Raw genomic sequence first — 25,288 nt, forward strand, 5'->3', positions numbered from 1 at the left:
TCCATGGTTGGTCGAGGCAGCTAAAAACATTCGCGCGACTGGCGCGTCCCGTCGATGACGCCGCTGCACTGGCGCAGCGCTTCCAGCGGCGCCTTCGCCACGCGCACGGGGCGCGGTACGGCGGCAGGCACGGGCGCCGCAGGGGCTGGCGCGGGCTCGGCGTCGTGCGGTCCGCCCAGCAGGGTCAGCTTGGTGGCGCCCGCCGTCACGCCCGGCTGCGGGTCGACCTGGTTGCGCAGCACCAGCGACAGGCTGCCCACGCTGCGCGCCAGGTCCAGGTTTTCCGCCTGTTCCGGCGTCACTTCCAGGGTCACGGCATTGACCACGCGGGGCTTGGTCTCGTCGCGTCCCACTTCCTGCGCCACGGCCAGCACCAGGATGCGTTCGAGGACGATCTTGGAAATGTTGCGGCTTTGGGGAAACGCGCGGTCGCCCGCATCCTGCTGCGTGCTCACGATGATGTCGACATAGTTGCCCGGCAAGGCGAAGCCGGCCACGCCGATCACATCGTTGACGCGCACGGTGATGGCGCGCCGCCCTTCCGTGATCAGGGCCGACAGGCCGCCCAGGGTGCCGGCGGGCGCCAGCTTGGCTTCGCTCAGCGGTTCGCCGCGCAGCACGCTGGTTTTCAGCACCCGTCCCGCCAGTTTGGCCGGATCTTGCAGCGCGCCCTGCGGCAGGCTTTCCGCCGGCCATTCGGCCAGGCGCAGCATCTCGGGCGTCAGGCGCTGACCCAGGTTGACGTCGCTGGCGGCCACGACGATCTTGCCCTTGCCGGCCGGCGTCTGACGCAGCAGCCAGTGCGAGGCCAGCAGCACGGCCAGCAGGCCCAGCAAGACCGCCAGGCCCATCATCAGCAGGGCGCGCCGGTTCTTCATGCGATACGCTCGCTCAGGCTGGCAGCCGGCATGTCGCAGCTGGCAAACAGGCTGCCCCAAGCCTGCTCCAGGGCGGCCACCGTCAGGCGCGCTTCGCTACCGGCAAAGCCGGCAAAGTCGCCTATGCGCGCCAGCAATTCCTGCGGATAGCTGGCCAGCAAGGGCCGCCCCTGCGCACCATGCATCTGCAGCAGATGGTTCAGGGCCGGCTCGTCGATGGCCATGCCGGCCAGGCGGCATTGCTGGCGGAACAGGGCGCGGTACGCGTTCTCGGCCAGCGGCCCCACCTGCACCTTGTAGCCGATACGGCGCAGCAAGGCAGGATCGAACAGCTCGCCCGGCGACACATTCGTGACCAGCACGAGGGCGTTGTCGAACGGCACGCTGACCTGTACGCCGCCGGGCAGGCCCAGCTGGTCGCTGCCGCGCGCCAGCGGCTGCATCAGCCGCGTCAGCAGGTCTTGCGCGCCCAGGCGCTGGCGCCCCAGGTCGTCGATGATCAGCATGCCGTTGTTCGCCCGCACATGGGGCGGCGCCTGGTAGCAGCCGCCGCTGGCGTCATGGCGCAGCTCCAGCATGCCGGCGTCGAGCTCGGCGCCCACATGGATCACGGGACGCTGGCACAGCACCCAGCGGATGTCCGTGCTGCGCCGCTCCAGCGCCTGGCGCGCATGGCTGACGTGCTGGGGCGCGGGCGGCAGATGCTGCGCCGGATCGTACAATTGGATGATGTCGTGGCCGACCACGATGGCGTACGGCACGGCAACCAATCCGTGCAGCAATTGTCCCAGTTGCAGCGCCAGGGTTGACTTGCCGCTGCCGGGCGGACCGTACAGCAGCAGCGAGCGCCCCGAATGCAGGGCCGCGCCCACCACGTCGAGCATGCCCGGCCCCGCATGGGCGCTGCCCAGCACGGCGGCCAGGTCGTCGCTGCCCACGCGCTGTTCCTGCACCTGCCACGACTGGCGCGCCACCATGGCGCGGTACGCTTCCAGGGTGACGGGCGCGGCGCCGATATACGCGCAGCGTTCGAGGAAGGCGCCGGCGCGCTGCTTGCCCGCGCTCGTCAGCTGGTACTGCACGTCGATCTCGGATTCGCCGCGCCAGGCCACTTCGGCCATCTGCTCGGCCACCATGAAATCGAGCACTTCACGCAAGACATTGATCGACAGGCGCAAGCGCGTCGTCAGTGCGGACAGGTGCGTCTTGCCCCCCACAAACATCAGCTTGGCGATCAGTTCGACCACCAGTGGCCGCTCCAGCCCCGTTTCACGCAAGCTCTTCGGTTGCGGCGGCAAGGGCGGCATCAGGTTCGCGTCGGCGGGGCGCGGCGCGCTCTCGGTGCTCAGGGAATAATCGACCTCCGTCATGCTGCGTCTCCAAGCCGGTTAAGACTGCATTGAACAGAATTCATTCTAGCGAGCGGGGATTGGCGCCCATTGATCAAGAGCAATGAATACCAATCAGAAATAGTGCCGCCCTTGCACCGCCAGGCAGCCCAGGGCAATGGCCAGTCCGTACGGCATGTTGCCCACGCTGGCCTGGCTGCCCAGTTCGGCGGGCGCCAGGGGAATGCCGGCCATGCGCGCGATCATCGGCCACAGCAGCTGGCGCAGATTGCCCAGGCAGGCGCGCCACTTGCCCTGCCAGGTGATCATCAGCACGGCCATCAGGCCGCCCAGCACGAAGGTGGCAAAACAGATCAGCAGCACGGGCCACGGTCCCGCAAACGCGCCCGCCATGGCGATCAGCTTGACGTCGCCGGCGGCCATGCCGCGCAGCACGTATAGAGGCAGGAACAGGAAGAAGCCCGTCGCCATGCCGCCCAGCCATACCGGCAGCACGTTGTGCGGCCACAGCCACAGATGCAGGACGAGGGCGGCGAGGATGCCGGACAACACCAAACCATTTGGAATCTTGCGGCGGATCAAATCACTGACGGCGGCCCCCGTCACAAAGCACAACAACAGCAGGTCGCACAAGGCATACGCTGGCATGGCACACCTCCCGAAAAAAAACCCGCCGCTGGCCGGCCAGCGGCGGGCACCCGCTTAGGGCGTCAACACCAGGTTCGACGAAATGTCGGTGAGGACGGCCAGCAAGTTGGTCTTGATCAGCAAGAAACCGGCCGTGATGGCGGTAGCCATCAATGCCGCAATCAAGCCGTATTCGATTGCCGTAATGCCATCCTCATCCTTGACAAACTGCTGTACTGCCGACAGGAAGGTATGCATGACAAGCTCCCAAAAGTGAATCACAAGTCCCTGGCGCAATCGGGTGTGAAACATTGCCCATTCCTGCTAATATGTTTCCTGCCGTAAATTTCTGTGCCATTGCATTGACTATAAAGCGCCCACGTTTTGGCAAATTGACGCGCCACAAGTTTCCACATGGAAATTATCAAACCTTGTTGAAATGACGGCTGGCGCAAACAAATGTTGCGATCAGGATTGAAAGTCTTCGTCAGGGCAAGTTTTTTGCAACGCGGTGCCTGAATCTCATGTATTTACATGAAATATTGCATACGTTAATTGCCTATTAGGCAAAAAGACATTATCCTGCTTAGCTCTTCTTTGGAAAGGCCTCTCGCCCGGCGGTAAAGAGCGTCATGCCACCAAATAAATCTTGGCTTCTTGTAGACGGACGCGAACATGCTCTTGCTTGATGCAATGCTGCTATGACGACACTTGTGTGACTACTTTCCAGAGAACGACAATGGATTCCCTACTGAAACACATGGTGGACATGACCGGGCACCGCGACCACACGATGCTCGACATTTCCGTGATCTCGGCGGTCCAGGAACTCGCTGCCGCGTCGCAGACCCGTGTGCTGGCCCTGACCACCGTGCGGGGCCAGGTGTTCGTGCGGTCGCGGGCCATCATCGTGGCGGGCAGCGTGGCCCGCATGGAAGAGCATACCGATCCTACCCTGCCGGGCGAACCGCTGTCGGACTACCCGGCGCTGGCCGCCTGCATCGCGCGCCATGAGGCGAGCGCCGACACCCTGTGCGCCGACGGCCGCCACCTGCTGTGGCTGCCCATCTGGATCGGCGACCAGGTCACCACCTGCCTGGAAATCACCAACCCCACGCCATACACGGGCGCCACCATCCAGGTGATCGGCGGCATCGTCAGCGTGTACCGCAATTTCCAGAACCTGCTCGACTACAGCGAACGCGATTCGCTCACCGGCTTGTTGAACCGCAAGACCTTCGACGACCAGCTGGCGAAAATCCTGCAAAGCCGCGGCGAACCGGAAGCGGACAAGCCGCGTCCCGTCGATGAAGAGCGGCGCCACCATACGGACACGGAGCGGCAATGGCTGGCCGTGATCGACGTCGATCATTTCAAGTTGGTCAACGACAAGTTCGGCCACCTGTATGGCGATGAAGTGCTGATCCTGATCGCCAACCAGCTGCAATCGTCGTTCCGCTCGCAAGATCGCATCTTCCGTTTCGGCGGCGAGGAATTCGTCGTGCTGCTGCGCTCGATCACCCTGGAAAATGCGCAGAAGATCATCGACCGCTTCCGCACGAATGTCGAAGCGCACGATTTCCCGCAAGTGGGCAGAGTCACCGTCAGCGTGGGCTTCGTCAGCATCAACGCCTACGAAGCGCCCGTGATCATCCTGGGCCGCGCCGACCAGGCGCTGTACTACGCGAAAAGCCATGGCCGCAACCTGGCCTGCCACTACGACGAGCTGGTGGCCAAGGGCTTGCTGACGACCATCACCTCGAACGATACGGCGGAGTTCTTCTAAGCATCCGCGAGGGAGAGAAAACGCATGGGATCGACCTGCCACTTGGCAGCGGACTCATGGCCGACGATCTTGTCGGCGCCGCCGAAGCCGAAACCGCGCGACAGGTCGACTGTTTCCGGCTTGATGTAGGTCTTGCTCTTCGTACTGAAAAACACATTCACTTTCGGCGCCAGCAGATTGCTCTCGTGCGCCTCGATGACGACGGCCAGGCGGCCCGATTCCAGCATCACCATGGTGCCTACCGGATAGATACCCACGCAGCGCATGAAATCCTGCGCAAACACGGGATTGAAGTGGAATTTGCTCCACTCGTAAATCTTGCGCAAGGCTTCGGCTGCGGGGATGCCCTTGTGATAGCTGCGGTCCGACGTCAGCGCGTCGTACACATCGACGATGGCGGCCATCTGCGCCAGTTCGCTGATGGCGTCGCCGGCCAGCTGGTCCGGGTAGCCGCTGCCGTCGCGCCGTTCGTGGTGGTGCAGGGCGATGTCGAGCGGAATGGCCCCCACCTCAGGCGAGCGGCGCAGGATGTCGTAGCCATCGCGCGGATGGCATTTGATCAGGGCAAATTCTTCCGGCGTCAAAGGTCCGGGTTTGTTCAGCACGCTGTCGGGCACCAGCGCCTTGCCCGTGTCGTGCAGCAAGCCGCCCAGGCCCGCCTGGTGCGTGGTGGCCGCATCGATGCCCCGCGAGCGGCAAAACGCCACCAGCAGCGCGCACACGCTGACGGAATGCAAAAAGGTGTAATCATCCTTGCTCTTGATGCGCAACAAGCCGACGAGGGCGCCGGGATTGCGCAGGATCGATTCGGTGATATCTTGCACCGTGTGCTGCACGCGGTCGATCTCGACCGCCTTGCCCAGGCGCACGTCGGCCATCACCGTGCGCACCAGGCTCGACGCCTGCCGCCGCACCTGCGTGGCGCGCGCCAGCTCCATGCCCAACGACACGCGCGTGACCACTGGCGGCGCGGTGACGATCTGCACCAGTTCGCGCTCGGTGGCGGCCTGCGCCTGCGCCACGGTGGGCGCGTCCTGCACGTCGAGGCCCCTGCCGCTGTCGATCACCACGTCATGGATGCCGGCCTGCACGATCTTGCGGATTTCATCGTCGCTGCGCAACAGGAAACGGTTGCGCACGAACGGATGCGTCATCCAGTCGCAACTGAGGTCATGGATGTACATGCCCACTTTTAATTGAGACGAATCAACTTTCTTGAGCATGCTGTCATCCCACAAATACCCGGCTGGAGCACCGAAGGCGCTAGAATGAGTATAACAAAATTGTTATTCTGCTGGCCGCGTTCGGCGCTGCGGCGCAACACCCTGTTTTTTCCGCTCACCGCGCTGTTGCCGGCCCCGTGCCTGGCAACGGCGCACGCACCGCATCCGGGATCCATGGAACTACGCCAATTACGCTACTTTGTTGCCATCGTCGACCACGGCTCGCTGTCGCGCGCGGCCCTGGTCCTGCACGTGGCGCAGCCGGCCCTGACGCAGCAGCTGCGCCAGCTGGAAGAGGAACTGGGCGTGCAGCTGCTGCACCGCTCGGCCCAGGGCGTGCTCAGCACCGATGCGGGCAAGGTGTTTTACGAACACGCGCAAGCGATCCTGAAACAGGTGGCCGACGCCCGCTCGGCCGTCACGCAAAGCGCCACGCGGCCCTCCGGCAATGTCACCCTGGGTTTGCCGCACAGCATCTCCGGCGCCCTGGCCCTGCCCCTGCTGCTGGCCGCGCGCGAACGCTATCCTGAAATCACCCTGCAGCTGACGGAAGAAATCACGGGCAACCTGAACGAACAATTGAAATCGGGCCGCATCAACCTGGCCGTGCTGTTCGACGATGGACAGCTCACGCCGTTTGCCTGCAGCCCCCTGGTGGAAGAAGAGATGCGCTTTATCTGCCGCAGCGATTCGCCATTCGCGCCCCTGGGCGCCGCACTGTCGTTCCCGCAAGCACTGAGCGCCACCCTGATCCTGCCGGGCCTGCAGCACGGCGTGCGCCCGCGCATCGACAGCCGCGCCCGCGAACTGGGCCTGGAGACGGCCAACGTGATCGAGATCAACTCGATCGCCATCCTGAAATCGGCCATCCTGGCCGGCATGGGCGCCACCATCCTGCCGGCCGCCCCCCTGCTGGCGGAACTGGACAGCGGCGCCATGCGCAGCTATGCCATCCACAGCCCCGTGCTGTCGCGCACGGTAGCCCTGTGCGCCTCGAAAAACATTCCTCTGACGAACGCGGGCAACGCCGTGAAAAACCTCGTGCTGCAAGTAGCCGCCGAGCTGTGCGGCAGCGGGCGCTGGGTGGGGGCGCATGTGCTCTCGCCCATGACATAAGTATTTCTTATACCCCCATCGGCAAAGCGTATTTGTCCACGCTCCTGACTCGTTCTACACTGACCACATTAACTATTTTAAATTTAAAATAGTTATGTGCCGCCCACACGCGGCCGTCCCGTCTGCACAGCGCGCGCCTTACCGGGCGCGCCCCTTGTACAGCCGTCATCTGAAACACCCTTTTGGAGACAGCCATGTCCGTGACCACGGAAAACGGCTCCGCAGCGTTCGCTAGAAACGCCGGTGCCGCGCCATCTACACCGCTTGAACCTTCCCGTTTGACCACCGTCAGCCTCGACGACAAATACACGGCCACTTCCGGCGCCATCTTCCTGTCCGGCATCCAGGCCCTCGTGCGCCTGCCCATGATGCAGCGCTTGCGCGACCAGGCTGCCGGACTGAACACGGCCGGCTTCATTTCCGGCTACCGCGGTTCGCCCCTGGGCGGCCTCGATGAAAACCTGTGGAAAGCCAAGAAACAGCTGGAAGCGCACCACGTGCAGTTCGTGCCCGGCGTCAACGAAGACTTGGCCGCCACGGCCGTCTGGGGTTCGCAACAAGTGGACCTGATCGGCCCTGCCAAGTATGACGGCGTATTCGCCATGTGGTACGGCAAGGGCCCGGGCGTGGACCGCTGCGGCGACGTCTTCAAGCACATGAACCATGCGGGCACGGCCAAGCTGGGCGGCGTGCTGCTGGTGGCCGGCGACGACCATGGCGCGTATTCGTCGACCCTGCCGCACCAGTCCGACCACCTGTTCTCCGCCTCGATGATCCCCGTCCTGTATCCATGCAATGTGCAGGAATACCTGGACCTGGGCATCCACGGCTGGGCCATGTCGCGTTTTTCCGGCTGCACCGTGGCCTTCAAGGCCCTGGCCGACACGGTCGAATCGTCGGCCTCCATCGATGCCGACCCGTTCCGCGTGGAAGTGAAGATTCCGCAGGACTTCGTCATGCCCGAAGGCGGCCTGAACGCGCGCCTGTCGAGCATCCCGCTGGGCCAGCAGGCGCGCAACCAGGAAGCGCTGATGCAGGATTACAAGATCTATGCGGCCCTGGCCTACGCGCGCGAAAACAAGCTCAACCACACCACCATCGACAGCCCGAACGCCAAGCTGGGCATCATTGCCTCCGGCAAGTCCTACCTCGATGTGCTGGAAGCGCTGGAAGAGCTGGGCATCGACGAGCAGATGGCGGCCGACGTGGGCATGCGCTTGTTCAAGGTGGCCATGCCGTGGCCGCTGGAACCGGACAGCGTGCGCGAATTCGCGCAAGGCCTCGATGAAATCCTCGTGGTGGAAGAAAAACGGCAGATCGTCGAATACCAGCTCAAAGAACAGCTGTACAACTGGCGCGACGACGTGCGTCCCCGTGTCATCGGCAAGTTCGACGAAAAAGGCGAATGGGTGGCGCCGCGCGGCGAATGGCTGCTCACGTCCAAGGCGGATTTTTCCGTCTCGCAAGTGGCGCGCGTCATCGCCAGCCGCATCGCGCGCCTGATTTCCGATCCCGTCACCTGCGACCTGATCAAGGCGCGATTGAGTTTTCTCGACGCCAAGGATGCGGTCCTGAAAAAGGCCGTGAACACGCCGTTCCGTCCCGCGTTCTACTGCTCCGGCTGCCCGCACAACACGTCGACCAAGGTGCCGGACGGCAGCCTGGCCCTGGCCGGCATCGGCTGCCACGTGATGGCCACCTCGATCTACCCGGAAATGAACAAGCTGACCACGCACATGGGCGGCGAAGGCGCGCCGTGGATCGGCCAAGCGGCGTTCTCGGAACTGCCGCACGTATTCCAGAACCTGGGCGACGGCACGTATTTCCATTCGGGCTACCTGGCCATCCGCGCCGCGCAAGCCGCCAAGGTCAACATCACCTACAAAATCCTCTACAACGACGCCGTCGCCATGACGGGCGGTCAGCCCGTGGACGGCTTGATTACCGTACCGATGATGGCGCAGCAAGTGGCGGCCGAAGGCATTGCCCGCATCGCGCTGGTAACGGAAGATTTATCGCGCTACAGCGACCGCTCGAACCTGCCCGCCCACCTGACCTTGCACGACCGCAAGGACATGGATGCCGTGCAGCGCGAATTGCGCGAGGTGCCGGGCGTGTCCGTGCTGATCTACGACCAGACCTGTGCCGCCGAGAAGCGCCGGCGCCGGAAAAAAGGCGAGTATCCGGACATCGCCAAACGCATGGTCATCAACGACGCCGTCTGCGAAGGCTGCGGCGACTGCGGCGTGCAATCGAACTGCGTGTCGATCTTGCCGAAGGAAACGGAATTTGGCCGCAAGCGCACCATCGACCAATCCTCGTGCAACAAGGATTATTCGTGCGCCAAGGGCTTTTGCCCCAGCTTCGTCACCGTCGAGGGCGGCAACCTAAAGAAAACCAAGACGGGCGCAAGCAAAGCGGGCGAGACGGACAACTTCGGCCCGTTGCCGGAACCGGTCCTGCCCGGCTGCGAGGCGCCGTACAACATCCTGATCAACGGCATCGGCGGCACGGGCGTGATCACCGTGGGCGCGCTGATGGGCATGGCGGCCCACCTGGAAGGCAAGGGCGCGTCCGTGCTGGACATGACGGGCATGTCGCAAAAGAACGGTTCCGTCACCTCGCACGTGAAGATCGCCCGCTCCCCCGCGCACATCCGCGCCCAGCGCATCGCAACGGGCGAAGCGGACCTGATCCTGGGCTGCGACATGCTGACGGCCGGCGCGCAGGATGCCGTGTCGAAAATGCGTCCAGGCCGCAGCTTGGCCGTCGTCAACCTGCACGAACAGCCGCCAGGCACGTTCGCGCAAAATGCCGACTGGCAATATCCAACGGCGGAAGTGCGCCAGCTGATCGAGGAATCCGTGGGCGGCGCGGACGCGGCCGACTTCATCGACGCGACCAAACTGGCCACGGCGCTGATGGGCGATTCGATTGCCGCCAACCTGTTCATGCTCGGTTACGCGTGGCAAAAAGGCCGCATCCCGTTGACGGAAGCGGCCTTGCTGCGCGCCATCGAACTCAATGGCGTGGGCATCGAATCGAACAAGAAAAGCTTCCTGTGGGGCCGCCGCGCCGCCGTCGACGTGCGCAAGGTGACGCAGATCGCCACGCCGTCGCAAGCCATCGTCGTGCAGATGCCGCAAAGCCTCGACAGCGTCATCAAGAAGCGCGTGGAGTTCCTCACCGCATATCAGAATGCCGCGTATGCGGATGGTTACTTGACCTTGCTCAAGCAGGTGCGCGACCGCGAAAATACCCTGGGACTGGGGCAGAAGCTGTCGATGGCTGTCGCCAAGAACTACTTCAAGTTGCTGGCCTACAAGGACGAATACGAAGTGGCGCGCCTGTACACGGATGGCCGTTTCGTGGAGCAATTGCAGCAGCAGTTCGAAGGCAATTTTTCCGTGAAATTCAACCTGGCGCCGCCGCTGTTCGCGAAAAAAGATGCGAAAGGCCACCTCGTGAAAGCGGAGTTCGGCTCCTGGATGTGGCGCGCCTTCAAGCTGCTGGCGAAAGCGAAGGGGCTCAGGGGCGGCACCTTCGACGTCTTCGGCTATACGGCCGAGCGCAAGATGGAGCGCGCGCTGATCGTCGAATACCGCGAATTGCTGGCGGGAATGCTGGTCAATCTGACGGCGGAGAACCTGGGCACCTGCGTGGAACTGGCAGCGCTGCCCGAGAAAATCCGTGGCTTCGGCCACGTCAAGGAAGCGGCCGTCGCCACGTATCGCCAGGACAAGGCGAGATTGCTGGCCAAGCTGGCGGACGGCAGCAAGCACGCGGCGTAAGCCAGCGGCGCTTGAATGAAAAACGCAGAGCCTCGGCTCTGCGTTTTTTTTATGCGTCCGGGCAGCGCCCCACGGTCGCTCCCGGCAACAGCACCGGTTGCCAGATTTCCTGCAAGCGTTCCGGCGGCGTGCCGGCCAGCAAGGATTGCAGCATCTCGACCATCTTCGCGCCCGCGCGGCGCAGGTCGGGCTGGTCGATGGTGGTGACGTTGATGCCGATCAAGGTGTCTTCCACATTGCCCCAGACGATGACGGAGATTTCCTTGCCGATTTCAATGCCCGCATCCATCAGCGCGCGCACCACGCCCACGCCGGACAAATGGTTGTCGACGATGACGGCCGTGGGACGGGGCGAGCAAGCCAGCAATTGCTGCATGGCCTGGTAGCCGCTGCGGCGATCGAAGGTATTGTCGAGCAGATAGCGGGGATCGAGCTGCAAGCCCGCCTGGGCCATGCAGCGGATAAAGCTTTCCTTGCGCTCGAAGGCAAAGTGCAGATCCAGCGGCGCGCTCAGCAGCGCGATGCGCTGATGGCCATGCGCGGCCAGGAACGATACGGCCAGGTCGATGCCCGTGTCATTGTCGTAGTCAAAATACGCATACGGCGCGTCGATGCGCGTGCGGCCATTCGCGACAAAGGGAAACTCCACCTTCGTCAGGTAGGCGATGCGCTCGTCGACCACCTTGGTGCGGCCCACCACCAGGCCATCGACCTGGCGCCCGCGCACCATGGTTTCATACGACGGCTGTTCGTTCTGCGGCGACACGGGAGCGATGATCAGGCTCATCTTCGACGCTTCGACGGCATCGGACATGCCATTGACCACGGAAAGAAAGACGCTGTCGCCCAGGTCGCTGGGCAGCAGCGGGTAGATCATGCCCAGCACATTGGTGCGGCCGACGGCCAGGCTGCGCGCCAGCGGATTGGGCCGGTAGCCGACTTTCTTGGCGGCGGCCAGGACGATTTCACGGGTGCGGGAATTGACTTCCGGATAGCCGTTCAACGCCCTGCTGACTGTCGTTTTCGACATGCCGAGGGCAATTGCGAGGCTCTTGAGATTCATGTTAACTACCTGTCTGTATGGCAAAAGAAACCAACTCTGACCGTCAATTATAGCCCAGAGCGCCATACAGGCCCCGCATTCGCGTGCGCCGCCATGGTAGAAAAACAACAACACATTGACTATTTAAAAAGCAATGTTTTTAATGCGGCCAAATGTGCCGCCTCCGCAGCATGGCATGGTCCATGGCAGACAGACAAGGACAGGCAAGCGAAGCGTGTACTCACTTTGATAATGGCGCCGCCAGGCTCAGCATGCCAGTTCGGCAACACGGGGTGCGCACGATAAGATTATCAAGAAAGCATAATTAGCTGGAACTGTGCGAGAATTTGTCCTACTCTTGATTCAGGTAAAGATTACCGACTGGCATGTTGCGCCAGACACAACACATCAACCCGGGCCTCTCCCGTTACGCGCGCGCTGGGCATACTTTCAAAGGTGAACAATGTGGTCTCGCTAACGTCCGTCAACAATCTGCAAGCCTCGCTGGCCACGGCGCAACGCCGGGTCGAGCAAGGCCAGAACCAGGTGCAGCGCGACAGCGAACAACTGGCGCAAAGCCGCCAGTTGCTGGCGCGGGAACAGGAATCGCTGAGCCAGACGCAACGCAGCAGCCAGCAAGCCCAGGCCGATGCCCCCGCCGCCGTACAGGCGCCGCAGCTGGACCAGGCGATCAAGGTGGCCGTGCCGCAACAAGCCATCCCCGCCGCACCGAAAAACACGCCCCAGCTGAACAGCTATGGCCAGACTGTGGGACGCCTGATCGACGTGACGGCGTAGCGCAAGCTTACTTCGCCATTTCCTCTTCCAGCATCGCCAGCCACCACCTCTCGCCCTTCTTCGGCTGCGTCAGGTCGACCGTCTCGCCCATCTGCGGCGTGGCCAGGTTGACGCCCTGCTTTGCCGCCAGCCCCGCGATGCGGTCGAACGGTTCATGCCACGCGTGCAGCCCCAGGTCGAAGGTGCCGTTATGCACGGGCATCAGCCACTTGCCGCGCAAGTCCAGGTGGGCTTGCAGGGTTTCTTCCGGCTGCATGTGCACGTCCGGCCACAGCTTGTCGTAGGCGCCCGTCTCGATCATGGTCACGTCGAACGGGCCGTACTTGTCGCCGATCTGCTTGAAGCCGCCGAAATAGCCGGAGTCGCCGCTGAAAAACACGCGCACGTCCGGCGCATCGATGACCCACGACGCCCACAGGGTCTGATTGCCGTCAAACAAGCCCCGTCCCGAGAAATGCTGCGAGGGCGTGGCCACCAGTTTCACACCGGCAATCGTCGTGCCCTGCCACCAGTCGAATTGCTGCACCTTGTCCTTGGGCACGCCCCATTCAACCAGGGTATCACCCACGCCCAGCGGCGTCACGAAGTGCTCCGTCTTGGCGGCCAGTTGCAGCACGGCGGCATGGTCGAGGTGGTCGTAATGGTCGTGCGACAGGATGACGGCCTTGATCGGCGGCAAGTCAGCAATGCTGATGGGCGGCTGGTGGAAACGCTTCGGCCCTGCCCACTGCACGGGCGAGGCGCGCTCGGAAAACACGGGATCCGTCAGGAAGAATTCGTTGTTGAGTTTCAACAGCAGGGTCGAATGGCCAAGGCGGAACAGGCTGTTGTCGGGCGCGGCCAGCAGTTGCGCCCGGGTCAGCGCCTGCACGGGAACGGCTGCGGCCGGCACCGTGCTGTCCGGCTTGTCAAAGAAGAATGTCCACATCAGCTTGAGCGTTGCTGCCGTGCCCAGCTTGTGCATTTGCACGGGATTGCGGAACTTGCCGTCGTGGCGTTGTGGTGATTCAGCTAGCGCCGCAGGCTCGGCGCGCAAGGTGCAAGAACTCATGATGATCAGGACTCCCAGGAAGAAGAGACGACGTGCGACTCGGTGCAAGTGCATATGCGGCCCGGCAAAGAATTAACAAGGGTTAAATTACACTACACAGTGTAGTTCCTATTTCTGGCAAAGTAAACCAAGAGGTGTAAAATATTGTTTTCAAAGGAGATTTCCCGCCATGGCCGCACCGCAACGCCTCACCGACCGCAAGCGCGTCGCCATCGTCGATGCCGCCATCGCCGAGTTCCGCGAGCACGGTTTTGATGCGACCAGCATGGACAAGATCGCCGCAACGGCTGCCGTATCCAAGCGCACCGTGTACAACCATTTCCCCAGCAAGGACGAGCTGTTTGCGGAAATCCTGCAGCGCATGTGGGAAAGCAGCATGGCCCAGCCTGCCGTGCCCTATGTTGCCGACCAGCCCTTGCGGCCCCAGGTGCTGTCCCTGGTCGAGCAGAAGATGGACTTGCTGTGCGATCCGGCCTTCATCGACCTGGCGCGCGTGATCTTTGGCGAGACCATCCACTCGCCCGAGCGCGCGCAAGCGATGGTGACGCGCCTGAATGAAAAGGAAACAGGCCTGAATATCTGGATCCGCGCGGCGCAGCAGGACGGGCGCATCAAGGCGGGCGAGACCGTGGAAGTGGCGCACCTGCTGATGTCGCCGTTAAAAACCTTTGCCTTCTGGCCGCAGATCACCCTGGGCGAACCCCTGCTGGGCCCGGCACGCCGGCGCGAAGTGACGGCGCTGGCCGTCGATATCTTCCTGTGCTATTACGGCGTGACAAAACAGACAGCATAAACGGGCGGCAAGTGGGCAGACAAGGTCTGCCAATGTTCGCCCCCATCGCCTGAATACCAGGCGCCGCCCGTCGTCGACGCCATCACCAAACTGCGCCCATCGTCGGCCAGCGCCAGCCCGTGGCGGTAGATAAGGTCGTAGCAATGCTGCTGCGGCAAGCCCTCGCGCAAGACTTCGAAACTCTTCCCCCCGTCGCGCGTGCGCGTCACGGCCAGCGCGCCGTCTATGGGGATGCGCAGCACGTCCGCCTGCGCGGGCACGAACCAGGCCGTATCGCCATCGCGCGGGTGCACGGCCACGGCAAAGCCGAAATGCGACAGGGGCGCCGTCGTCACTTCCTGCCAGTGCCAGCCCGCATCTTCCGAATGCCAGATGCCGTTATGGTGCTGGCACCACAGCGCGTCCGGTGTGCCAGCGCTGCGCACGATGCGGTGCGGGTCTTGCACGGCTTCGTTTTCATCGAGCTCGGGCGGCATGTAGTCGGCGCGCATGCCCGTCGCGCTCAAGGCCCAGCTGGCGCCGCCGTCCAGCGTTTGCCAGACGCCGCCGCAGGACACGCCCACCAGCACCTTGTTGCTGTCGCGCGGGTCGACGCAGATGCTGTGGATGCCGGGCACGTCGTAGCCGCCGCCAAACCACTGTGCCCGCTGCGGCACGTTCCACAGGGACTCGACCAGCTGCCAGCTGTCGCCGCGGTCGCCGGACCGGAACAGACCGCCCGGCAGGGTACCCGCCCACAGCACGCCGGGCTGGTCCTCGCCGCCAGCCGCCAGCGACCAGATCTGCCGCAAGGTCCAGTCCACCGCATCGCTGCTGTCTTCGGGCTTGGCGGGATAGGCGGGCACGGCGACTTCCTGCCACGCGCTGGCGCCCCCGTCGAGCCGGTGCAGCTTGGCGCCGAAGTGGCCCAGGTTCAGGGCCGCGTACAAGGTGCCGTCGCGGCCGTCGTGCAGCAGCATGGACACGGGATCGCCGGCAAACTGCACCAGCGCCAGCTGCCAGGCGCCGGCCGCATCGACATCGAACTGGAACAGCCCCTTGCGGGTGCCGAGATACGCGCGCTGCGGGGCTGCTGTCATGGCGTCAACCTCCTGAAAGGGCCTGCAAGATATACACCTGGCTGTCGGGCCGCAAGGCGTCGTCGAGCACGCGCCGCTCGCGGCAGCGCGCGCCATCGATGAAGATCACCACATTGGGGCGCAGCGCGCCCTGCTCGTCGAGCACGTAGCCACGCAGGCGCGGCTGCCGGGCAAACGCGGCATCGAGGGCGGCGCGCAAACGTGGCGCGTCCACGGCCACCACAGGGACGTCGAGGAAACGTGCCAGTTGCTGCGTAAAGTGCAAGTGCGCCATGCTGCCTTCGACGTCATCGGCCTGGTCCTCATTCTAGTCCCCTTTGCGGCCAATACAATTAAAATAGAGGCAAGCACACAAGGAGGCCAGGCATGACGATTACCCCGGAAGAACTAGCGGTGCTGATGCAGGAAGTGGAAGTGGCCGACCCCATCGATTTTGCCGACCTGCCTTTCGACGAGCAGGAATTGCGCGGACTGATCGCCAACCACCTGTGCGAGATGGCCGACGCGATGGAAAGTTTCAGCCCGGAAGACCGCAACCTGGCGCTGCTGGCCGTGGCGGCCAAGCTGGTGCTGGAAAACCTGGTATTGCACGTGCAGCTGCTGCGCCGCCACGGCCTGCCCGTCAGCGACAGCGTGGACGCGCTGCTGCAGCGCCTCAAGGGCGGCAAGCCCACCTGAGTCAGGCGCCGTGCAAGCGGCAGGCGGCTACTGCAGGTTGATGGCCGTCAAGACCATGCTGCCGCCGGGTAGATCCGTGCCCTGGCGGATGTACAGCACGCCATGGCGCGACAACGCCAGGCTGCCCCCCATGCGGTAAGTCCAGACGGTCTTGTGGCTGGCCAGGTCGATCGCATAGGTATTGTTGCGCCCGCCAACAAACAGCAGATTGCCGGTGACGATCAGATCGCCGCCGAAGTACGCATCGAGGGCCGTATCCAGGGGCCAGCTCCACAGGACCGCGCCGTCGCCGAGCCGGCGCGCTTCGAGCGCCTGGCTGGCCTGGTTGCCCACATACACGACGCCCTGCGCCACCACCGGCTGCGTGCTGAACTGTCCTTGCACCGTCCAGCGCACGGCGCGGCTATGCACGTCAACCAGACTCAGGCTGTTATTCGCCGCCTCGCCGGCCAGCGGCCGCTGATTGAGCAGCAGCACGCTGTCCGCATCGGCCAGCACGGGCGCCTGGCGCAGGCTGCTCTTGTTCAGTCCGCCCAGCACCTGCCCCGGCACCGCCACGCTGAAGCGGGCCTTGCCATCTGCGATATTGAACGCCGTCAATGTCCCTGCCGCATGGCTGTACACCGTGTCCCCATTGACGGCGGGCGTCCAGTCATTGACGTTGCCCAGCTTGGACAAGCCAAGGCTGGCAGACCAGCGTGTCTGCCCCGCCGCCGCATCGATGCCGCTGATATCGTTATTGCCACCCACGTAGACATTGCCGCCAAAAAAGGTGGGCGCCGTCGCAAGGGAAACCCCCAGCAGCGTGCCATTCGTATTCGGCGGACGCACGCCGAGCGGCACACCGCCGGCATGTGCATCGAAGACATGCACGGTATCGTAGCCAGCCATGGCCAGCTTGCCGCCCGAAACGGCCGGCGCGCCCAGATAGCCATCGGACGTGAGCGACTGCGTCCAGCGCGCCTGGCTGTCGCTCTCGTTGAGCGCCGTCACAGTCGAGGTGGTGACGTATTTGGTGCTGCTGCCTTCCACCGGCGCGGCCGATTGCTGGCTGACATACACGAGGCCGTTGGCAGCCACCACGGGACTACCGACGACCGCGCGCGGGGAACTGGGGCCCAGCCAGGTCCAGCGCCGCGTGAAGCGGCGGCTGTCGAAGGTGGCCGGCACCAGGCCCGTATGCGCGGCATTGCCATTCACGCCTTCCCAGTCGCCCACGCCGGGCAAGGCTTGCAGTGCGCCCATGCTGCCGGCGAGCGGCGCGACAGTGACCTGGTAATCCATGCTTTCCGTCTTGTACACCCCCACCGTGAGCGGCAAGGATAGCTCGATCTTGCCCGCGTACACCCCGGGAGCCAGGCCAGGCACCGCCTTGAACGTCAGCAGCCAGCTGCCGTCTGCCTGCTTCTGGCGGTCGGCCTGCTGCAGCACGCCGGCCGTACCGCTGGCCGGTTTTTCATGCGACTGGGGACGCGTATCGGTCACGCCATCGGCCAGGCGCACTGTTACGTGGATGTCATCGCAGATGGCGCCAGGCTGGGCCGTGCAGCTGCTGCTGACTGCCGACAAGATCATGCCGGGTTTTTCCTGCAAGCCAGGCGGTACGCCAACAGCACCGCCGGAACCGCCGCCACAGGCGGACAAGGTCGTCGTGATAGCCAGCGGCAATGCGGCGGCCCGCCACAACAAAGGGAATAATGTACGCATGCGATATCCATGTTGAGGTTTCATTTCCTCCCCAATGGAGGTGTGCTGGAAACCTGAATCGAATGTTATAGCATGGGAAACATTGCCAAAATCTAACAAATACTCACGGCGGTGCTTTACTTGCGCACGGCCCGCGCCTGGATGGTGATATCGCTTTCCGCCACGGCCACGCAGGGCAGGATGTAGCCATCCAGCCGTTCATCGGGGCTGATGCCGGGCCAGTCCACCGTGTAGCGTATCGTTCCTTCGGGCATGTGGCAGATGCACGTGCGGCAGGTGCCGTTGCGGCAGGAGCTGAGCAGGCGGATGCCGGCCAGTTCGGCGGCGGCCAGCAGCGTGGTGCCGGCCTCGGCCGGGAATTGCCAGCCTTGGGGAAGGAGAGTGATGGTAAAGGGCGCGTGCATGCGCCAGTGTAACAGTCAGCTTGCCAAGGTCGTCCAGCTAGCGCCATCCGCATGGCTGCGCAGCACGGCTTCCGCAAAGGCCAGGCCCGCCACGCCATCGACCACCGTCGGCAGCCAGCGCGCCGCCTCCGGCACGGGCTCCCCCGCTTGCAGGGCGCGGATGCGCAAGGCCGCATCCAGGTACAGCTGGGCGAACGCTTCCAGATACCCCTCCGGATGGCCGGCCGGCACGCGCGTCGCATGGCGCGCCGCCGCGCTGTCGACCCGGCCCGGGCGCAGCAGCTGGCGGTTGCCGCCCTGCGGCGTGAACCATAATTCGTTCGGCTGTTCCTGGTCAAAGTCCAGCTGCGCCTTGCTGCCGAACAGGCGCAGGCGCACCGTGTTTTCGCAACCGGTCGCCACCTGGCTGGCCCACAGGGTGCCCTTCGCCCCGTTCGCATAGCGCAGCATCACCTGCACGTGGTCGTCCAGGGTGCGGTGCGGAACAAAGGTGGACAATTCCGCCAGCACGGCATGCGGCGTCAATCCGCTGACGAATTGCGCCAGGTGATACGCGTGCAAGCCCACGTCGAGCAGGACGCCGCCGGGCCCCGCCTTGCGCGGGTCGTTATGCCAGTTGCCTTCGCTCATGCCACCCGCCCCAATCGCATCGGCCAGCCAGTCTTGCGAATACTCCACTTGCACGAGGCGCAGCGCGCCGATATCGCCCGCCTCGACCATGGCTTTCGCGTGGCGCAGCAGCGGATAGCCGCTGTAGGTATGCGTGAGTGCAAACAGCAGCTTTTTCTGCCCGGCCAGCGCCGCCAGCGCCTGGCCTTCCGCCAGAGATATTCCCAGCGGCTTGTCGCAGATCACGTGGATGCCCGCTTCCAGGAATGCCGTGGCGACGGGCGCATGCAAGTGATTGGGCGTGACGATGGCCACCGCCTCGATGCCGTCCGCGCGCGCACTTTCCGCCAGCGCCATGGCGCGGTAATCGCTGTAGCAGCGGTCCGGTGACAGGTGCAGCGCGGCGCCGCTTGCCTGCGCGCGCGCCGGGTCGGACGACAGGGCGCCCGCCACCAGTTCATACTGGTCGTCGATGCGCGCCGCGATGCGGTGCACGGCGCCGATGAACGCGCCCTGCCCGCCCCCTACCATGCCCAAGCGTATCCGTCGCTGCATGTCGTCTCCTTAATTCAAGCCAAGCAAGTGATGAATTTGATCCTGGTCAACCGCGCTGCCCGCAAAATCGTCGAATGCGTGTTCGGCCACGTGGATGATGTGTTCGCGGATGAAGCGCGCGCCTTCGGCCGCCCCATCTTCGGGATGCTTCAGGCAGCATTCCCATTCCAGCACGGCCCAGCCAGGAAAGTCGTACTGCGCCATCTTGGAAAAAATCGCCTTGAAGTCGATCTGCCCGTCGCCCAGCGAACGGAAGCGCCCGGCCCGGTCTTGCCAGTCGCCATAGCCGCCGTACACGCCCTGGCGCCCGTTGGGCCGGAATTCCGCGTCCTTGACATGGAAAGCCTTGATGCGCGCATGATAGATGTCGATGAAGGCCAGGTAGTCGAGCTGCTGCAGCACGAAGTGGCTGGGGTCGTACAGGATGGATGCACGCGGGTGGTCGTCGACGGCGGCCAGGAAGCGCTCGAACGTCACGCCGTCGTGCAAGTCCTCGCCCGGATGCAGTTCATAGCAGAGGTCCACGCCCGCCGCGTCGAAGGCGTCGAGGATGGGCAGCCAGCGTTTCGCCAGTTCCGCGAACGCCGTCTCCACCAGGCCGGCGGGGCGCTGCGGCCACGGGTACAGATAGGGCCAGGCCAGCGCGCCGGAAAACGTCACGTGCGCTCGCAAGCCCAGACGCTGCGAAGCGGTGGCCGCCCACAGCAGCTGCTGCGTGGCCCAGGCCGTGCGGGCAGCGCTGTCGCCGCGCACGTGCTCGGGCGCAAAACCGTCGAACAGGGCGTCATAGGCGGGATGCACGGCGATCAGCTGGCCCTGCAAATGCGTGGACAATTCCGTCACCTGCAAGCCGTGGCGCGCCAGCAGGGCGACGACGTCGTCGCAATACTGCTGGCTGCTGGCCGCTTGCTCCAGATCAAACAGCCGCGGCGCCGTCGGCAGCTGCAAGCCCTTGTAGCCCAGGCCGGCCGCCCATTGCGCCAGGTGCTCGAGCGAGTCGAACGGCGGCGCGTCGCCGAGAAACTGGGCCAGGAAGATGGCCGGGCCCTGGATGGTTTTCATATCGATGTCCTGTTAGATAAAGCCAGGGTCAGACCCTCAATGCCGCTAACGCAAAGGTCATTGCTAGCGGGCGAGGTGGTCTGACCCCAGATTTTAAAAAGGCGAGTTCGGAAAGTAAAACTGCTTGGCGTTCTCGCGCGTGATCAGCACCGACGGGATGATCGTATTGGCCGGCAATTTATCACCTTTCAGGCGCGCTTCCGTCGTCAGCTTGATGGCGTCGTACATGAACTTGGGCGAGTACGACACGTCGGCCACGATCAGCGGGTCGGAACCATCCATGATCTTCTTCACGGCGCCCTTCGCGCCCGCGCCGCCGAACACTTGCTTGATGTCCGTGCGCTTGGCTTGCGCGATGGCCTTCTGCACGCCGATGGCCATGTCGTCATCGGCGGCCCAGACGGCGTCGATGTGCTTGAAGCGGGTCAGGTAATCCTGCATGACCTTGAAGGCATCGTCGCGGTTCCAGTTGCCATACTTGGCGTCCAGCACCTTGATGTCGGGATGGCCCTTCATGACGGCGGAAAACGCGTCGTAGCGCTCGTTGTCCAGGGTGGTCGGCATGCCGCGCAGCGCGACGATATTGCCCTTGCCATTCAGACTTCTCGCCAGGTATTCGGCCGGCAGCTTGCCAAACGCCGTGTTGTCGCCCGCAATGTAGGCATCCTGCGACTGCGTGTTCGTCAAGCCGCGGTCCACCACCGTCACGTACACGCCCTTGTTCTTTACTTGCGCCACGGGCTGCGTCAGCGAGGCCGATTCGATCGGGAAAATCACCAGTGTGTTGATCTTGTTCACCGTCAACATGTCCTGCAACTGGTTCGCCTGTTCGGGCGCCGTGGCGGCCGTCTTGACGATGATCTTCAGCCCCGGATGGGCCTTTTCCAGCTCCGCCTTGGCCTGGTTGGCCCACCAGACGATGCCGGACGTGAAACTGTGCGTGGCCGTGGGAATGGCCACGCCGACGACCAGCTTTTCTGCGGCCTGCGCACTCGGCAGCGCCCACGCCTGCATCACCAGCACTGCCATCCCTGCTACCCGTATAAAGCTCTTCATGCTGCTCTCCTCCAAGGTTGTGGGCGCCCGGTGGCCGCCCTTTCAGAACGCCGCTCTTGTTTTATTTGCGGCCTCGCTGCAGGAAGGCGACGGCGATGATTACCACGCCTTGCACTGCGGCATTCAGGTAGACACTGATGATGCTGGTCAAATTCAGGATATTGCTGATCACGGACAGCAGGATGGCGCCGATCACGGTGCCGACGATGCGCCCTTCTCCCCCCTTGAGGGCCGTGCCGCCCACGACGACGGCGGCGATCGCTTCCAGTTCCCACAGCAAGCCCGTCGTGGGCGTGGCCGAACCCAGGCGCGGCACGTACAGCACGGTGGCGATACCCACGCATACGCCCAGCAGCATGTAGGTGGCGATCTTCACCTTGTCGACATTGATGGCTGCATAGCGCGCCACTTGCTCGTTGGAACCAATCGCCTGCACATGGCGGCCAAAGGTCGTGCGGTTGAGGATGACGGCGCCCCCCGCCGCGACGAAGAGGAAAATCCAGATGGGGATGGGCGCGCCCAGTACGCTCGTGTAGTAGACGGGGCTGTACAGCTCGGACAGGGTGGCATCCAGGGTCAGCGCACCGCCATCGGCCAGGTACGTCAAGACGGCGCGGAAGATGCCCAAGGTCCCCAGGGTGACGATGAACGGTTCGATATTGCCCTTGCTGATCAACAAGCCATGCATCAGGCCAAAGCCGGCGCCCAGTACCAGGGCCATGGCGATGCCCAGCACCAGCATGGTGATCGGCGCCAGGTTGCCGCCCGCCCCTTGCGCCAGCGCATTCATGAAATAGATCATGCAGCCCGCAATCAGGGCTGCCATCGAGCCCACCGACAGATCGATGCCGCCCGAGATGATGACGAAGGTCATGCCGACGGCGATGATGCCGATGAAGGCCGTGCGCGTGAGCACGTTCATCAGGTTGTCCACAGTGGCGAAGTCGCCGTTGAGCAAGGTGCCCGCGATGCACAGGGCAAGCAGACCCAGCACGGGGCCAAAGCCCTTGATGCGCGCGCCCAGTCTGGCGATGCTGGCACCGGTGGCGCCGGTGGATACGGTGGTGTCAGTGCGTGCCGGTTGCATGGGCAATCAACTCCTCTTCGGTCAGGTGGTCAGCAGACAGGGTGGCTTGCAAGGTGCCGGCGCGCATCACGGCGACCCGGTGGCACAGGCCGATCAATTCGATCAGTTCGGATGAAATCACGATCACGGCGCGCCCTTCGGCAGCCAGGCGGTGAATCAGAAAATAAATGTCGCGCTTGGCGCCCACATCCACGCCGCGGCTCGGTTCATCGAGCACGACGACACGGGGGTCTGAATGCAGGTATTTCGCCAGCGCCAGCTTTTGCTGGTTGCCGCCCGACAGCATGCGCGCGCGGCTATCGAGGTCGCCCGTGCGGATATTGAAGTCCTCGACGGCCTTGGCCAGCGCCGCCTTTTCCGCTGTCACGTCCAGCCACGGCCGCGCATAGCGCTCCATCGTCATCAGGGTGAGGTTTTCGCGCAAGCCCAGGTTCACGTGCAAGCCCTTGCCCTTGCGGTCTTCGCTCAAATACGTCATGCCGTGCAGCATCGCCTGTTTGGGCCTGCGGATGTCCACGGGCTGGCCGTTGAGATGGATCACGCCCGCGCTGCGCGGGCGCAAGCCCAGCAACGCCTCGAACGATTCCGTGCGCCCTGCGCCCACGAGGCCCGCAAAGCCCAGCACTTCGCCCGCGCGCACCTCGAAGGACAAGTCCCTGGACCAGCCCGGCACCGTCAGCCCCTCGACTTTCAGCAGCACGGGGGCGTCGGCCGCCAGCGCCACTTTCGCCGGGAACATGTCCGACAGTTCGCGCCCCACCATCAGGTTCGCCATCTGCTGGCGCGTGAGGCTGGCCGTCGGCTCGCGCGTGACGAAACGCCCGTCGCGCATGACGATGACCTCGTCCGTGTTGCGCTCCACTTCGTCGAGCTTGTGCGAGATATACAGGATGGTGACGCCGTCCGCTTTCAGCTGCGCCATCACGGCAAACAAACGCTGGGTTTCCGACGACGTCAGGGTGGCCGTCGGTTCATCCATGATCAAAAAGCGGGCGCGGCGCGACAGGGCCTTGGCGATTTCCACCAGCTGTTTCTCGGCCACGATGAGGTCGCGGATCTTCGTGTCGGGCGACACGTCCAGGCCCACCTGTTTCAAGTAGCGCGACGCTTCCTCGCGCATGGCGGCCTCGTCCAGCAGCCAGCCGCGCGTCTTTTCGTGGCCGAGGAACATGTTTTGCGCCACCGTCAGGTGCTCGGCCAGGTTGAATTCCTGGTGGATCAGCACGATGCCGGCGCTTTCGGCTGCGCGCGAACTGCTGAAACGCCGGGGCTGGCCATCGATCAGCAACTGCCCTTCGCTCACGCCTTCATAGCCGGCCAGGATTTTCATCAGGGTTGACTTGCCGGCGCCGTTTTCTCCCAGCAAGCCATACACGCGCCCGGGCGCCAGGGTAAAACTGACGCCATGCAAGACGCGCACGGGGCCGAAATCCTTGCAGACTCCCTCGAAACCGACGGCAACGCTCACTATGCACTCCCTCGCAAGACCAAATGATGGTTCAGCAGCACGCCCGGCACCTGCGCCGCCGGGTCTGCCAAGCGCTGCAGCAGCAATCGGGCCGCCGTCTCGCCCAGCTCGCGCATCGGTTGCGCGATGGTGGTGAGGCCGGGATCGATCTGCGCGGCAATGGCGATATCGTCAAAGCCGATCACAGCCACGTCTTCGGGTACGCGCTTGTTCAGCTGGCGCAGCGCGCTCAGCACGCCGATGGCCAGGGTGTCGGAGACGGCAAAGATGGCCGTGGGCGCATCGGGTCCCGCCATCATCTGCAACGCGGCGGCCGTGCCGGCTTCGTAATCGAGGCTTTGCACCGTGCGCACCCACTGCGGCTGCACGGGCAAGCCGGCGGCCGCCAGGGTGTCCAGATAGCCTTGCTGGCGTTGCCGCGCGTACAGATAGCGTTCATCCGAATTGATCAGGCCGATGCGCGTATGGCCGCGCGCCAGCAGATGCGCGACGGCGTCGGACGCGGCCCGGTGGTTGTCGATGCCGACATAGGGCACGGCCACGGCGGGATCGAATTCGCAGCAGGCCACCCACGGCAGGCTGACGGATTCATGCGACAGGGCATGCTGCACCGTGTCCGGATCGAGGCAGATGGCGCCATCGGCGCGGTGCATGCGCAGCAAGTCGAAATACGAGCGCTCGCGGCCCGCATCGGCGCCCGTGTCGCACAGCAAGACGAAATAGCCGTGTTCGCGCGCCACCGTGTCGATGCCGCGCACGATCTGCGCATAGAACGGGTTGCCCACGTCGGGCACCATGGTCAGCAGCATGCGGCTCTCGGCCGTGCGCAGGCTGCGCGCCAGATGGTTCATGCGGTAACCCAGCGCCGCCACGGAAGCGAGCACCTTGTCGCGCGTGGGCGCCCGCACCCCCGCCTGCTCGTTCATCACGCGCGAGACGGTGGCCACCGACACGCCCGCATGCGCGGCGACGGCGCTGATGGAGACGGTTTCTGCGGGCAAGGATGATGGAACGGCTGGCGGCATGTCGGTGCTCAATAAAATGTAATCGATTACATTTATAGGCCAGTCAGGCGTGCGATGCAAACATTATCGATGCTGCAATGCGCAAAAAACAGGCAGGAAATCGG

General features: G+C 63.9%; 23 protein-coding genes. 6 read left to right on the plus strand and 17 right to left on the minus strand.

Annotated elements, in window-relative coordinates; genetic code table 11:
- Nucleotides 1-20: 20 nt before the first annotated feature.
- The 4 genes from cpaB to VPH41_RS21825 form a co-directional block, all read right to left on the minus strand.
- On the minus strand, nucleotides 21-878 hold the full coding sequence (gene cpaB, locus VPH41_RS21810; protein ID WP_328571467.1) for a Flp pilus assembly protein CpaB: 858 nt from the start codon (nucleotides 876-878) through the stop codon (nucleotides 21-23).
- Entirely contained in the window at nucleotides 875-2,248 is a 1,374-nt protein-coding gene (locus VPH41_RS21815) for an ATP-binding protein (RefSeq protein ID WP_328571468.1), read from the minus strand. The genes cpaB and VPH41_RS21815 overlap by 4 nt, the downstream gene beginning before the upstream one ends.
- A 93-nt stretch (nucleotides 2,249-2,341) precedes the next feature.
- Nucleotides 2,342-2,875, minus strand: a complete 534-nt coding sequence (locus VPH41_RS21820) for an A24 family peptidase (RefSeq protein ID WP_328571469.1) — start codon at nucleotides 2,873-2,875, stop codon at nucleotides 2,342-2,344.
- A gap of 54 nt (nucleotides 2,876-2,929) precedes the next feature.
- On the minus strand, nucleotides 2,930-3,112 hold the full coding sequence (locus tag VPH41_RS21825; protein ID WP_034752975.1) for a Flp family type IVb pilin: 183 nt from the start codon (nucleotides 3,110-3,112) through the stop codon (nucleotides 2,930-2,932).
- A 481-nt stretch (nucleotides 3,113-3,593) separates the two neighbouring features.
- Here VPH41_RS21825 and VPH41_RS21830 point away from each other — a divergent pair, with 481 nt between their 5' ends.
- The gene (locus tag VPH41_RS21830) at nucleotides 3,594-4,640 is read left to right on the plus strand and encodes a GGDEF domain-containing protein (protein WP_152255499.1); all 1,047 of its coding nucleotides are present in this window, start codon (nucleotides 3,594-3,596) and stop codon (nucleotides 4,638-4,640) included.
- On the opposite strand, the gene VPH41_RS21835 is transcribed toward VPH41_RS21830, so the two are convergent.
- A complete protein-coding gene (locus VPH41_RS21835; RefSeq protein WP_152281945.1) occupies nucleotides 4,637-5,863 on the minus strand; it encodes an HD-GYP domain-containing protein in 1,227 nt (408 codons plus the stop codon). The genes VPH41_RS21830 and VPH41_RS21835 overlap by 4 nt on opposite strands.
- Nucleotides 5,864-6,037: 174 nt before the next feature.
- On the opposite strand from VPH41_RS21835, the gene VPH41_RS21840 reads away from it, so the two are divergent.
- Both VPH41_RS21840 and VPH41_RS21845 read left to right on the plus strand, forming a co-directional pair.
- On the plus strand, nucleotides 6,038-6,979 hold the full coding sequence (locus VPH41_RS21840; protein WP_287776139.1) for a LysR substrate-binding domain-containing protein: 942 nt from the start codon (nucleotides 6,038-6,040) through the stop codon (nucleotides 6,977-6,979).
- A gap of 194 nt (nucleotides 6,980-7,173) precedes the next feature.
- A complete protein-coding gene (locus tag VPH41_RS21845; protein ID WP_328571470.1) occupies nucleotides 7,174-10,770 on the plus strand; it encodes an indolepyruvate ferredoxin oxidoreductase family protein in 3,597 nt (1,198 codons plus the stop codon).
- 49 nt (nucleotides 10,771-10,819) lie between these two features.
- Here the strand turns inward: VPH41_RS21845 and VPH41_RS21850 are convergent, their stop codons facing one another.
- The gene (locus VPH41_RS21850) at nucleotides 10,820-11,833 is read right to left on the minus strand and encodes a substrate-binding domain-containing protein (RefSeq protein WP_152255503.1); all 1,014 of its coding nucleotides are present in this window, start codon (nucleotides 11,831-11,833) and stop codon (nucleotides 10,820-10,822) included.
- Between the two features lie 444 nt (nucleotides 11,834-12,277).
- Between VPH41_RS21850 and VPH41_RS21855 the strand changes: the two genes are divergently transcribed.
- Nucleotides 12,278-12,610, plus strand: coding sequence for a hypothetical protein (locus VPH41_RS21855; RefSeq protein WP_287776142.1), 333 nt, complete (start codon nucleotides 12,278-12,280; stop codon nucleotides 12,608-12,610).
- Nucleotides 12,611-12,617: 7 nt separating this feature from the next.
- On the opposite strand, the gene VPH41_RS21860 is transcribed toward VPH41_RS21855, so the two are convergent.
- Nucleotides 12,618-13,661, minus strand: a complete 1,044-nt coding sequence (locus tag VPH41_RS21860; protein ID WP_328571471.1) for an MBL fold metallo-hydrolase — start codon at nucleotides 13,659-13,661, stop codon at nucleotides 12,618-12,620.
- Nucleotides 13,662-13,830: 169 nt separating this feature from the next.
- On the opposite strand from VPH41_RS21860, the gene VPH41_RS21865 reads away from it, so the two are divergent.
- Nucleotides 13,831-14,454 carry a TetR/AcrR family transcriptional regulator gene (locus VPH41_RS21865; RefSeq protein WP_328571472.1) on the plus strand — a complete coding sequence of 208 codons (624 nt, stop codon included), beginning with the start codon at nucleotides 13,831-13,833 and terminating at the stop codon, nucleotides 14,452-14,454.
- On the opposite strand, the gene VPH41_RS21870 is transcribed toward VPH41_RS21865, so the two are convergent.
- Both VPH41_RS21870 and VPH41_RS21875 read right to left on the minus strand, forming a co-directional pair.
- A complete protein-coding gene (locus tag VPH41_RS21870) occupies nucleotides 14,427-15,533 on the minus strand; it encodes a WD40/YVTN/BNR-like repeat-containing protein (RefSeq protein ID WP_328571473.1) in 1,107 nt (368 codons plus the stop codon). The two genes, VPH41_RS21865 and VPH41_RS21870, sit on opposite strands and share 28 nt — an antisense overlap.
- 4 nt (nucleotides 15,534-15,537) lie before the next feature.
- Nucleotides 15,538-15,807: a MoaD/ThiS family protein gene (locus VPH41_RS21875; protein ID WP_152281937.1), complete on the minus strand. Its 270-nt coding sequence runs from the start codon at nucleotides 15,805-15,807 to the stop codon at nucleotides 15,538-15,540.
- A gap of 92 nt (nucleotides 15,808-15,899) precedes the next feature.
- Here VPH41_RS21875 and VPH41_RS21880 point away from each other — a divergent pair, with 92 nt between their 5' ends.
- On the plus strand, nucleotides 15,900-16,211 hold the full coding sequence (locus tag VPH41_RS21880) for a hypothetical protein (protein ID WP_034783657.1): 312 nt from the start codon (nucleotides 15,900-15,902) through the stop codon (nucleotides 16,209-16,211).
- 27 nt (nucleotides 16,212-16,238) lie between these two features.
- Here the strand turns inward: VPH41_RS21880 and VPH41_RS21885 are convergent, their stop codons facing one another.
- The 8 genes from VPH41_RS21885 to VPH41_RS21920 all read right to left on the minus strand — a co-directional run bounded on the left by VPH41_RS21885 (nucleotide 16,239) and on the right by VPH41_RS21920 (nucleotide 25,184).
- Nucleotides 16,239-17,918, minus strand: a complete 1,680-nt coding sequence (locus VPH41_RS21885) for an outer membrane protein assembly factor BamB family protein (RefSeq protein WP_328571474.1) — start codon at nucleotides 17,916-17,918, stop codon at nucleotides 16,239-16,241.
- Nucleotides 17,919-18,034: 116 nt separating this feature from the next.
- Complete coding sequence (locus VPH41_RS21890; RefSeq protein ID WP_328571475.1) at nucleotides 18,035-18,322, minus strand: 2Fe-2S iron-sulfur cluster-binding protein; 288 nt, start codon at nucleotides 18,320-18,322, stop codon at nucleotides 18,035-18,037.
- A 15-nt stretch (nucleotides 18,323-18,337) separates the two neighbouring features.
- Nucleotides 18,338-19,486: a Gfo/Idh/MocA family protein gene (locus VPH41_RS21895; protein WP_328571476.1), complete on the minus strand. Its 1,149-nt coding sequence runs from the start codon at nucleotides 19,484-19,486 to the stop codon at nucleotides 18,338-18,340.
- A gap of 9 nt (nucleotides 19,487-19,495) precedes the next feature.
- Nucleotides 19,496-20,548, minus strand: a complete 1,053-nt coding sequence (locus VPH41_RS21900) for a sugar phosphate isomerase/epimerase family protein (protein ID WP_152281934.1) — start codon at nucleotides 20,546-20,548, stop codon at nucleotides 19,496-19,498.
- A gap of 93 nt (nucleotides 20,549-20,641) precedes the next feature.
- Nucleotides 20,642-21,577 carry a substrate-binding domain-containing protein gene (locus VPH41_RS21905; protein ID WP_328571666.1) on the minus strand — a complete coding sequence of 312 codons (936 nt, stop codon included), beginning with the start codon at nucleotides 21,575-21,577 and terminating at the stop codon, nucleotides 20,642-20,644.
- Nucleotides 21,578-21,665: 88 nt separating this feature from the next.
- Complete coding sequence (locus VPH41_RS21910) at nucleotides 21,666-22,691, minus strand: ABC transporter permease (protein ID WP_287776154.1); 1,026 nt, start codon at nucleotides 22,689-22,691, stop codon at nucleotides 21,666-21,668.
- Complete coding sequence (locus VPH41_RS21915; RefSeq protein WP_328571477.1) at nucleotides 22,672-24,159, minus strand: sugar ABC transporter ATP-binding protein; 1,488 nt, start codon at nucleotides 24,157-24,159, stop codon at nucleotides 22,672-22,674. Before VPH41_RS21915 ends, VPH41_RS21910 begins: the two co-directional genes overlap by 20 nt.
- Nucleotides 24,159-25,184 carry a LacI family DNA-binding transcriptional regulator gene (locus VPH41_RS21920; protein WP_328571478.1) on the minus strand — a complete coding sequence of 342 codons (1,026 nt, stop codon included), beginning with the start codon at nucleotides 25,182-25,184 and terminating at the stop codon, nucleotides 24,159-24,161. The genes VPH41_RS21915 and VPH41_RS21920 overlap by 1 nt, the downstream gene beginning before the upstream one ends.
- Nucleotides 25,185-25,288 lie beyond the last annotated feature (104 nt).

The sequence above is a fragment of the Janthinobacterium sp. P210006 genome (genome assembly GCF_036231885.1).
GTDB lineage: Bacteria > Pseudomonadota > Gammaproteobacteria > Burkholderiales > Burkholderiaceae_D > Janthinobacterium > Janthinobacterium violaceinigrum.

Excerpts from the sequence above, each read along its gene's own strand:
- VPH41_RS21815 (WP_328571468.1), bottom strand. The coding sequence starts at position 2,248 with ATGACGGAGGTCGATTATTCCCTGAGCACCGAGAGCGCGCCGCGCCCC.
- VPH41_RS21905 (WP_328571666.1), bottom strand. The coding sequence starts at position 21,577 with ATGGCAGTGCTGGTGATGCAGGCGTGGGCGCTGCCGAGTGCGCAGGCC.
- VPH41_RS21860 (WP_328571471.1), bottom strand. The coding sequence starts at position 13,661 with ATGAGTTCTTGCACCTTGCGCGCCGAGCCTGCGGCGCTAGCTGAATCA.
- VPH41_RS21830 (WP_152255499.1), top strand. The coding sequence starts at position 3,594 with ATGGATTCCCTACTGAAACACATGGTGGACATGACCGGGCACCGCGAC.
- cpaB (WP_328571467.1), bottom strand. The coding sequence starts at position 878 with ATGAAGAACCGGCGCGCCCTGCTGATGATGGGCCTGGCGGTCTTGCTG.
- VPH41_RS21875 (WP_152281937.1), bottom strand. The coding sequence starts at position 15,807 with ATGGCGCACTTGCACTTTACGCAGCAACTGGCACGTTTCCTCGACGTC.
- VPH41_RS21865 (WP_328571472.1), top strand. The coding sequence starts at position 13,831 with ATGGCCGCACCGCAACGCCTCACCGACCGCAAGCGCGTCGCCATCGTC.
- VPH41_RS21890 (WP_328571475.1), bottom strand. The coding sequence starts at position 18,322 with ATGCACGCGCCCTTTACCATCACTCTCCTTCCCCAAGGCTGGCAATTC.
- VPH41_RS21825 (WP_034752975.1), bottom strand. The coding sequence starts at position 3,112 with ATGCATACCTTCCTGTCGGCAGTACAGCAGTTTGTCAAGGATGAGGAT.
- VPH41_RS21920 (WP_328571478.1), bottom strand. The coding sequence starts at position 25,184 with ATGCCGCCAGCCGTTCCATCATCCTTGCCCGCAGAAACCGTCTCCATC.
- VPH41_RS21870 (WP_328571473.1), bottom strand. The coding sequence starts at position 15,533 with ATGACAGCAGCCCCGCAGCGCGCGTATCTCGGCACCCGCAAGGGGCTG.
- VPH41_RS21820 (WP_328571469.1), bottom strand. The coding sequence starts at position 2,875 with ATGCCAGCGTATGCCTTGTGCGACCTGCTGTTGTTGTGCTTTGTGACG.
- VPH41_RS21840 (WP_287776139.1), top strand. The coding sequence starts at position 6,038 with ATGGAACTACGCCAATTACGCTACTTTGTTGCCATCGTCGACCACGGC.
- VPH41_RS21885 (WP_328571474.1), bottom strand. The coding sequence starts at position 17,918 with ATGCGTACATTATTCCCTTTGTTGTGGCGGGCCGCCGCATTGCCGCTG.
- VPH41_RS21845 (WP_328571470.1), top strand. The coding sequence starts at position 7,174 with ATGTCCGTGACCACGGAAAACGGCTCCGCAGCGTTCGCTAGAAACGCC.
- VPH41_RS21850 (WP_152255503.1), bottom strand. The coding sequence starts at position 11,833 with ATGAATCTCAAGAGCCTCGCAATTGCCCTCGGCATGTCGAAAACGACA.
- VPH41_RS21910 (WP_287776154.1), bottom strand. The coding sequence starts at position 22,691 with ATGCAACCGGCACGCACTGACACCACCGTATCCACCGGCGCCACCGGT.
- VPH41_RS21835 (WP_152281945.1), bottom strand. The coding sequence starts at position 5,863 with ATGCTCAAGAAAGTTGATTCGTCTCAATTAAAAGTGGGCATGTACATC.
- VPH41_RS21900 (WP_152281934.1), bottom strand. The coding sequence starts at position 20,548 with ATGAAAACCATCCAGGGCCCGGCCATCTTCCTGGCCCAGTTTCTCGGC.
- VPH41_RS21880 (WP_034783657.1), top strand. The coding sequence starts at position 15,900 with ATGACGATTACCCCGGAAGAACTAGCGGTGCTGATGCAGGAAGTGGAA.
- VPH41_RS21895 (WP_328571476.1), bottom strand. The coding sequence starts at position 19,486 with ATGCAGCGACGGATACGCTTGGGCATGGTAGGGGGCGGGCAGGGCGCG.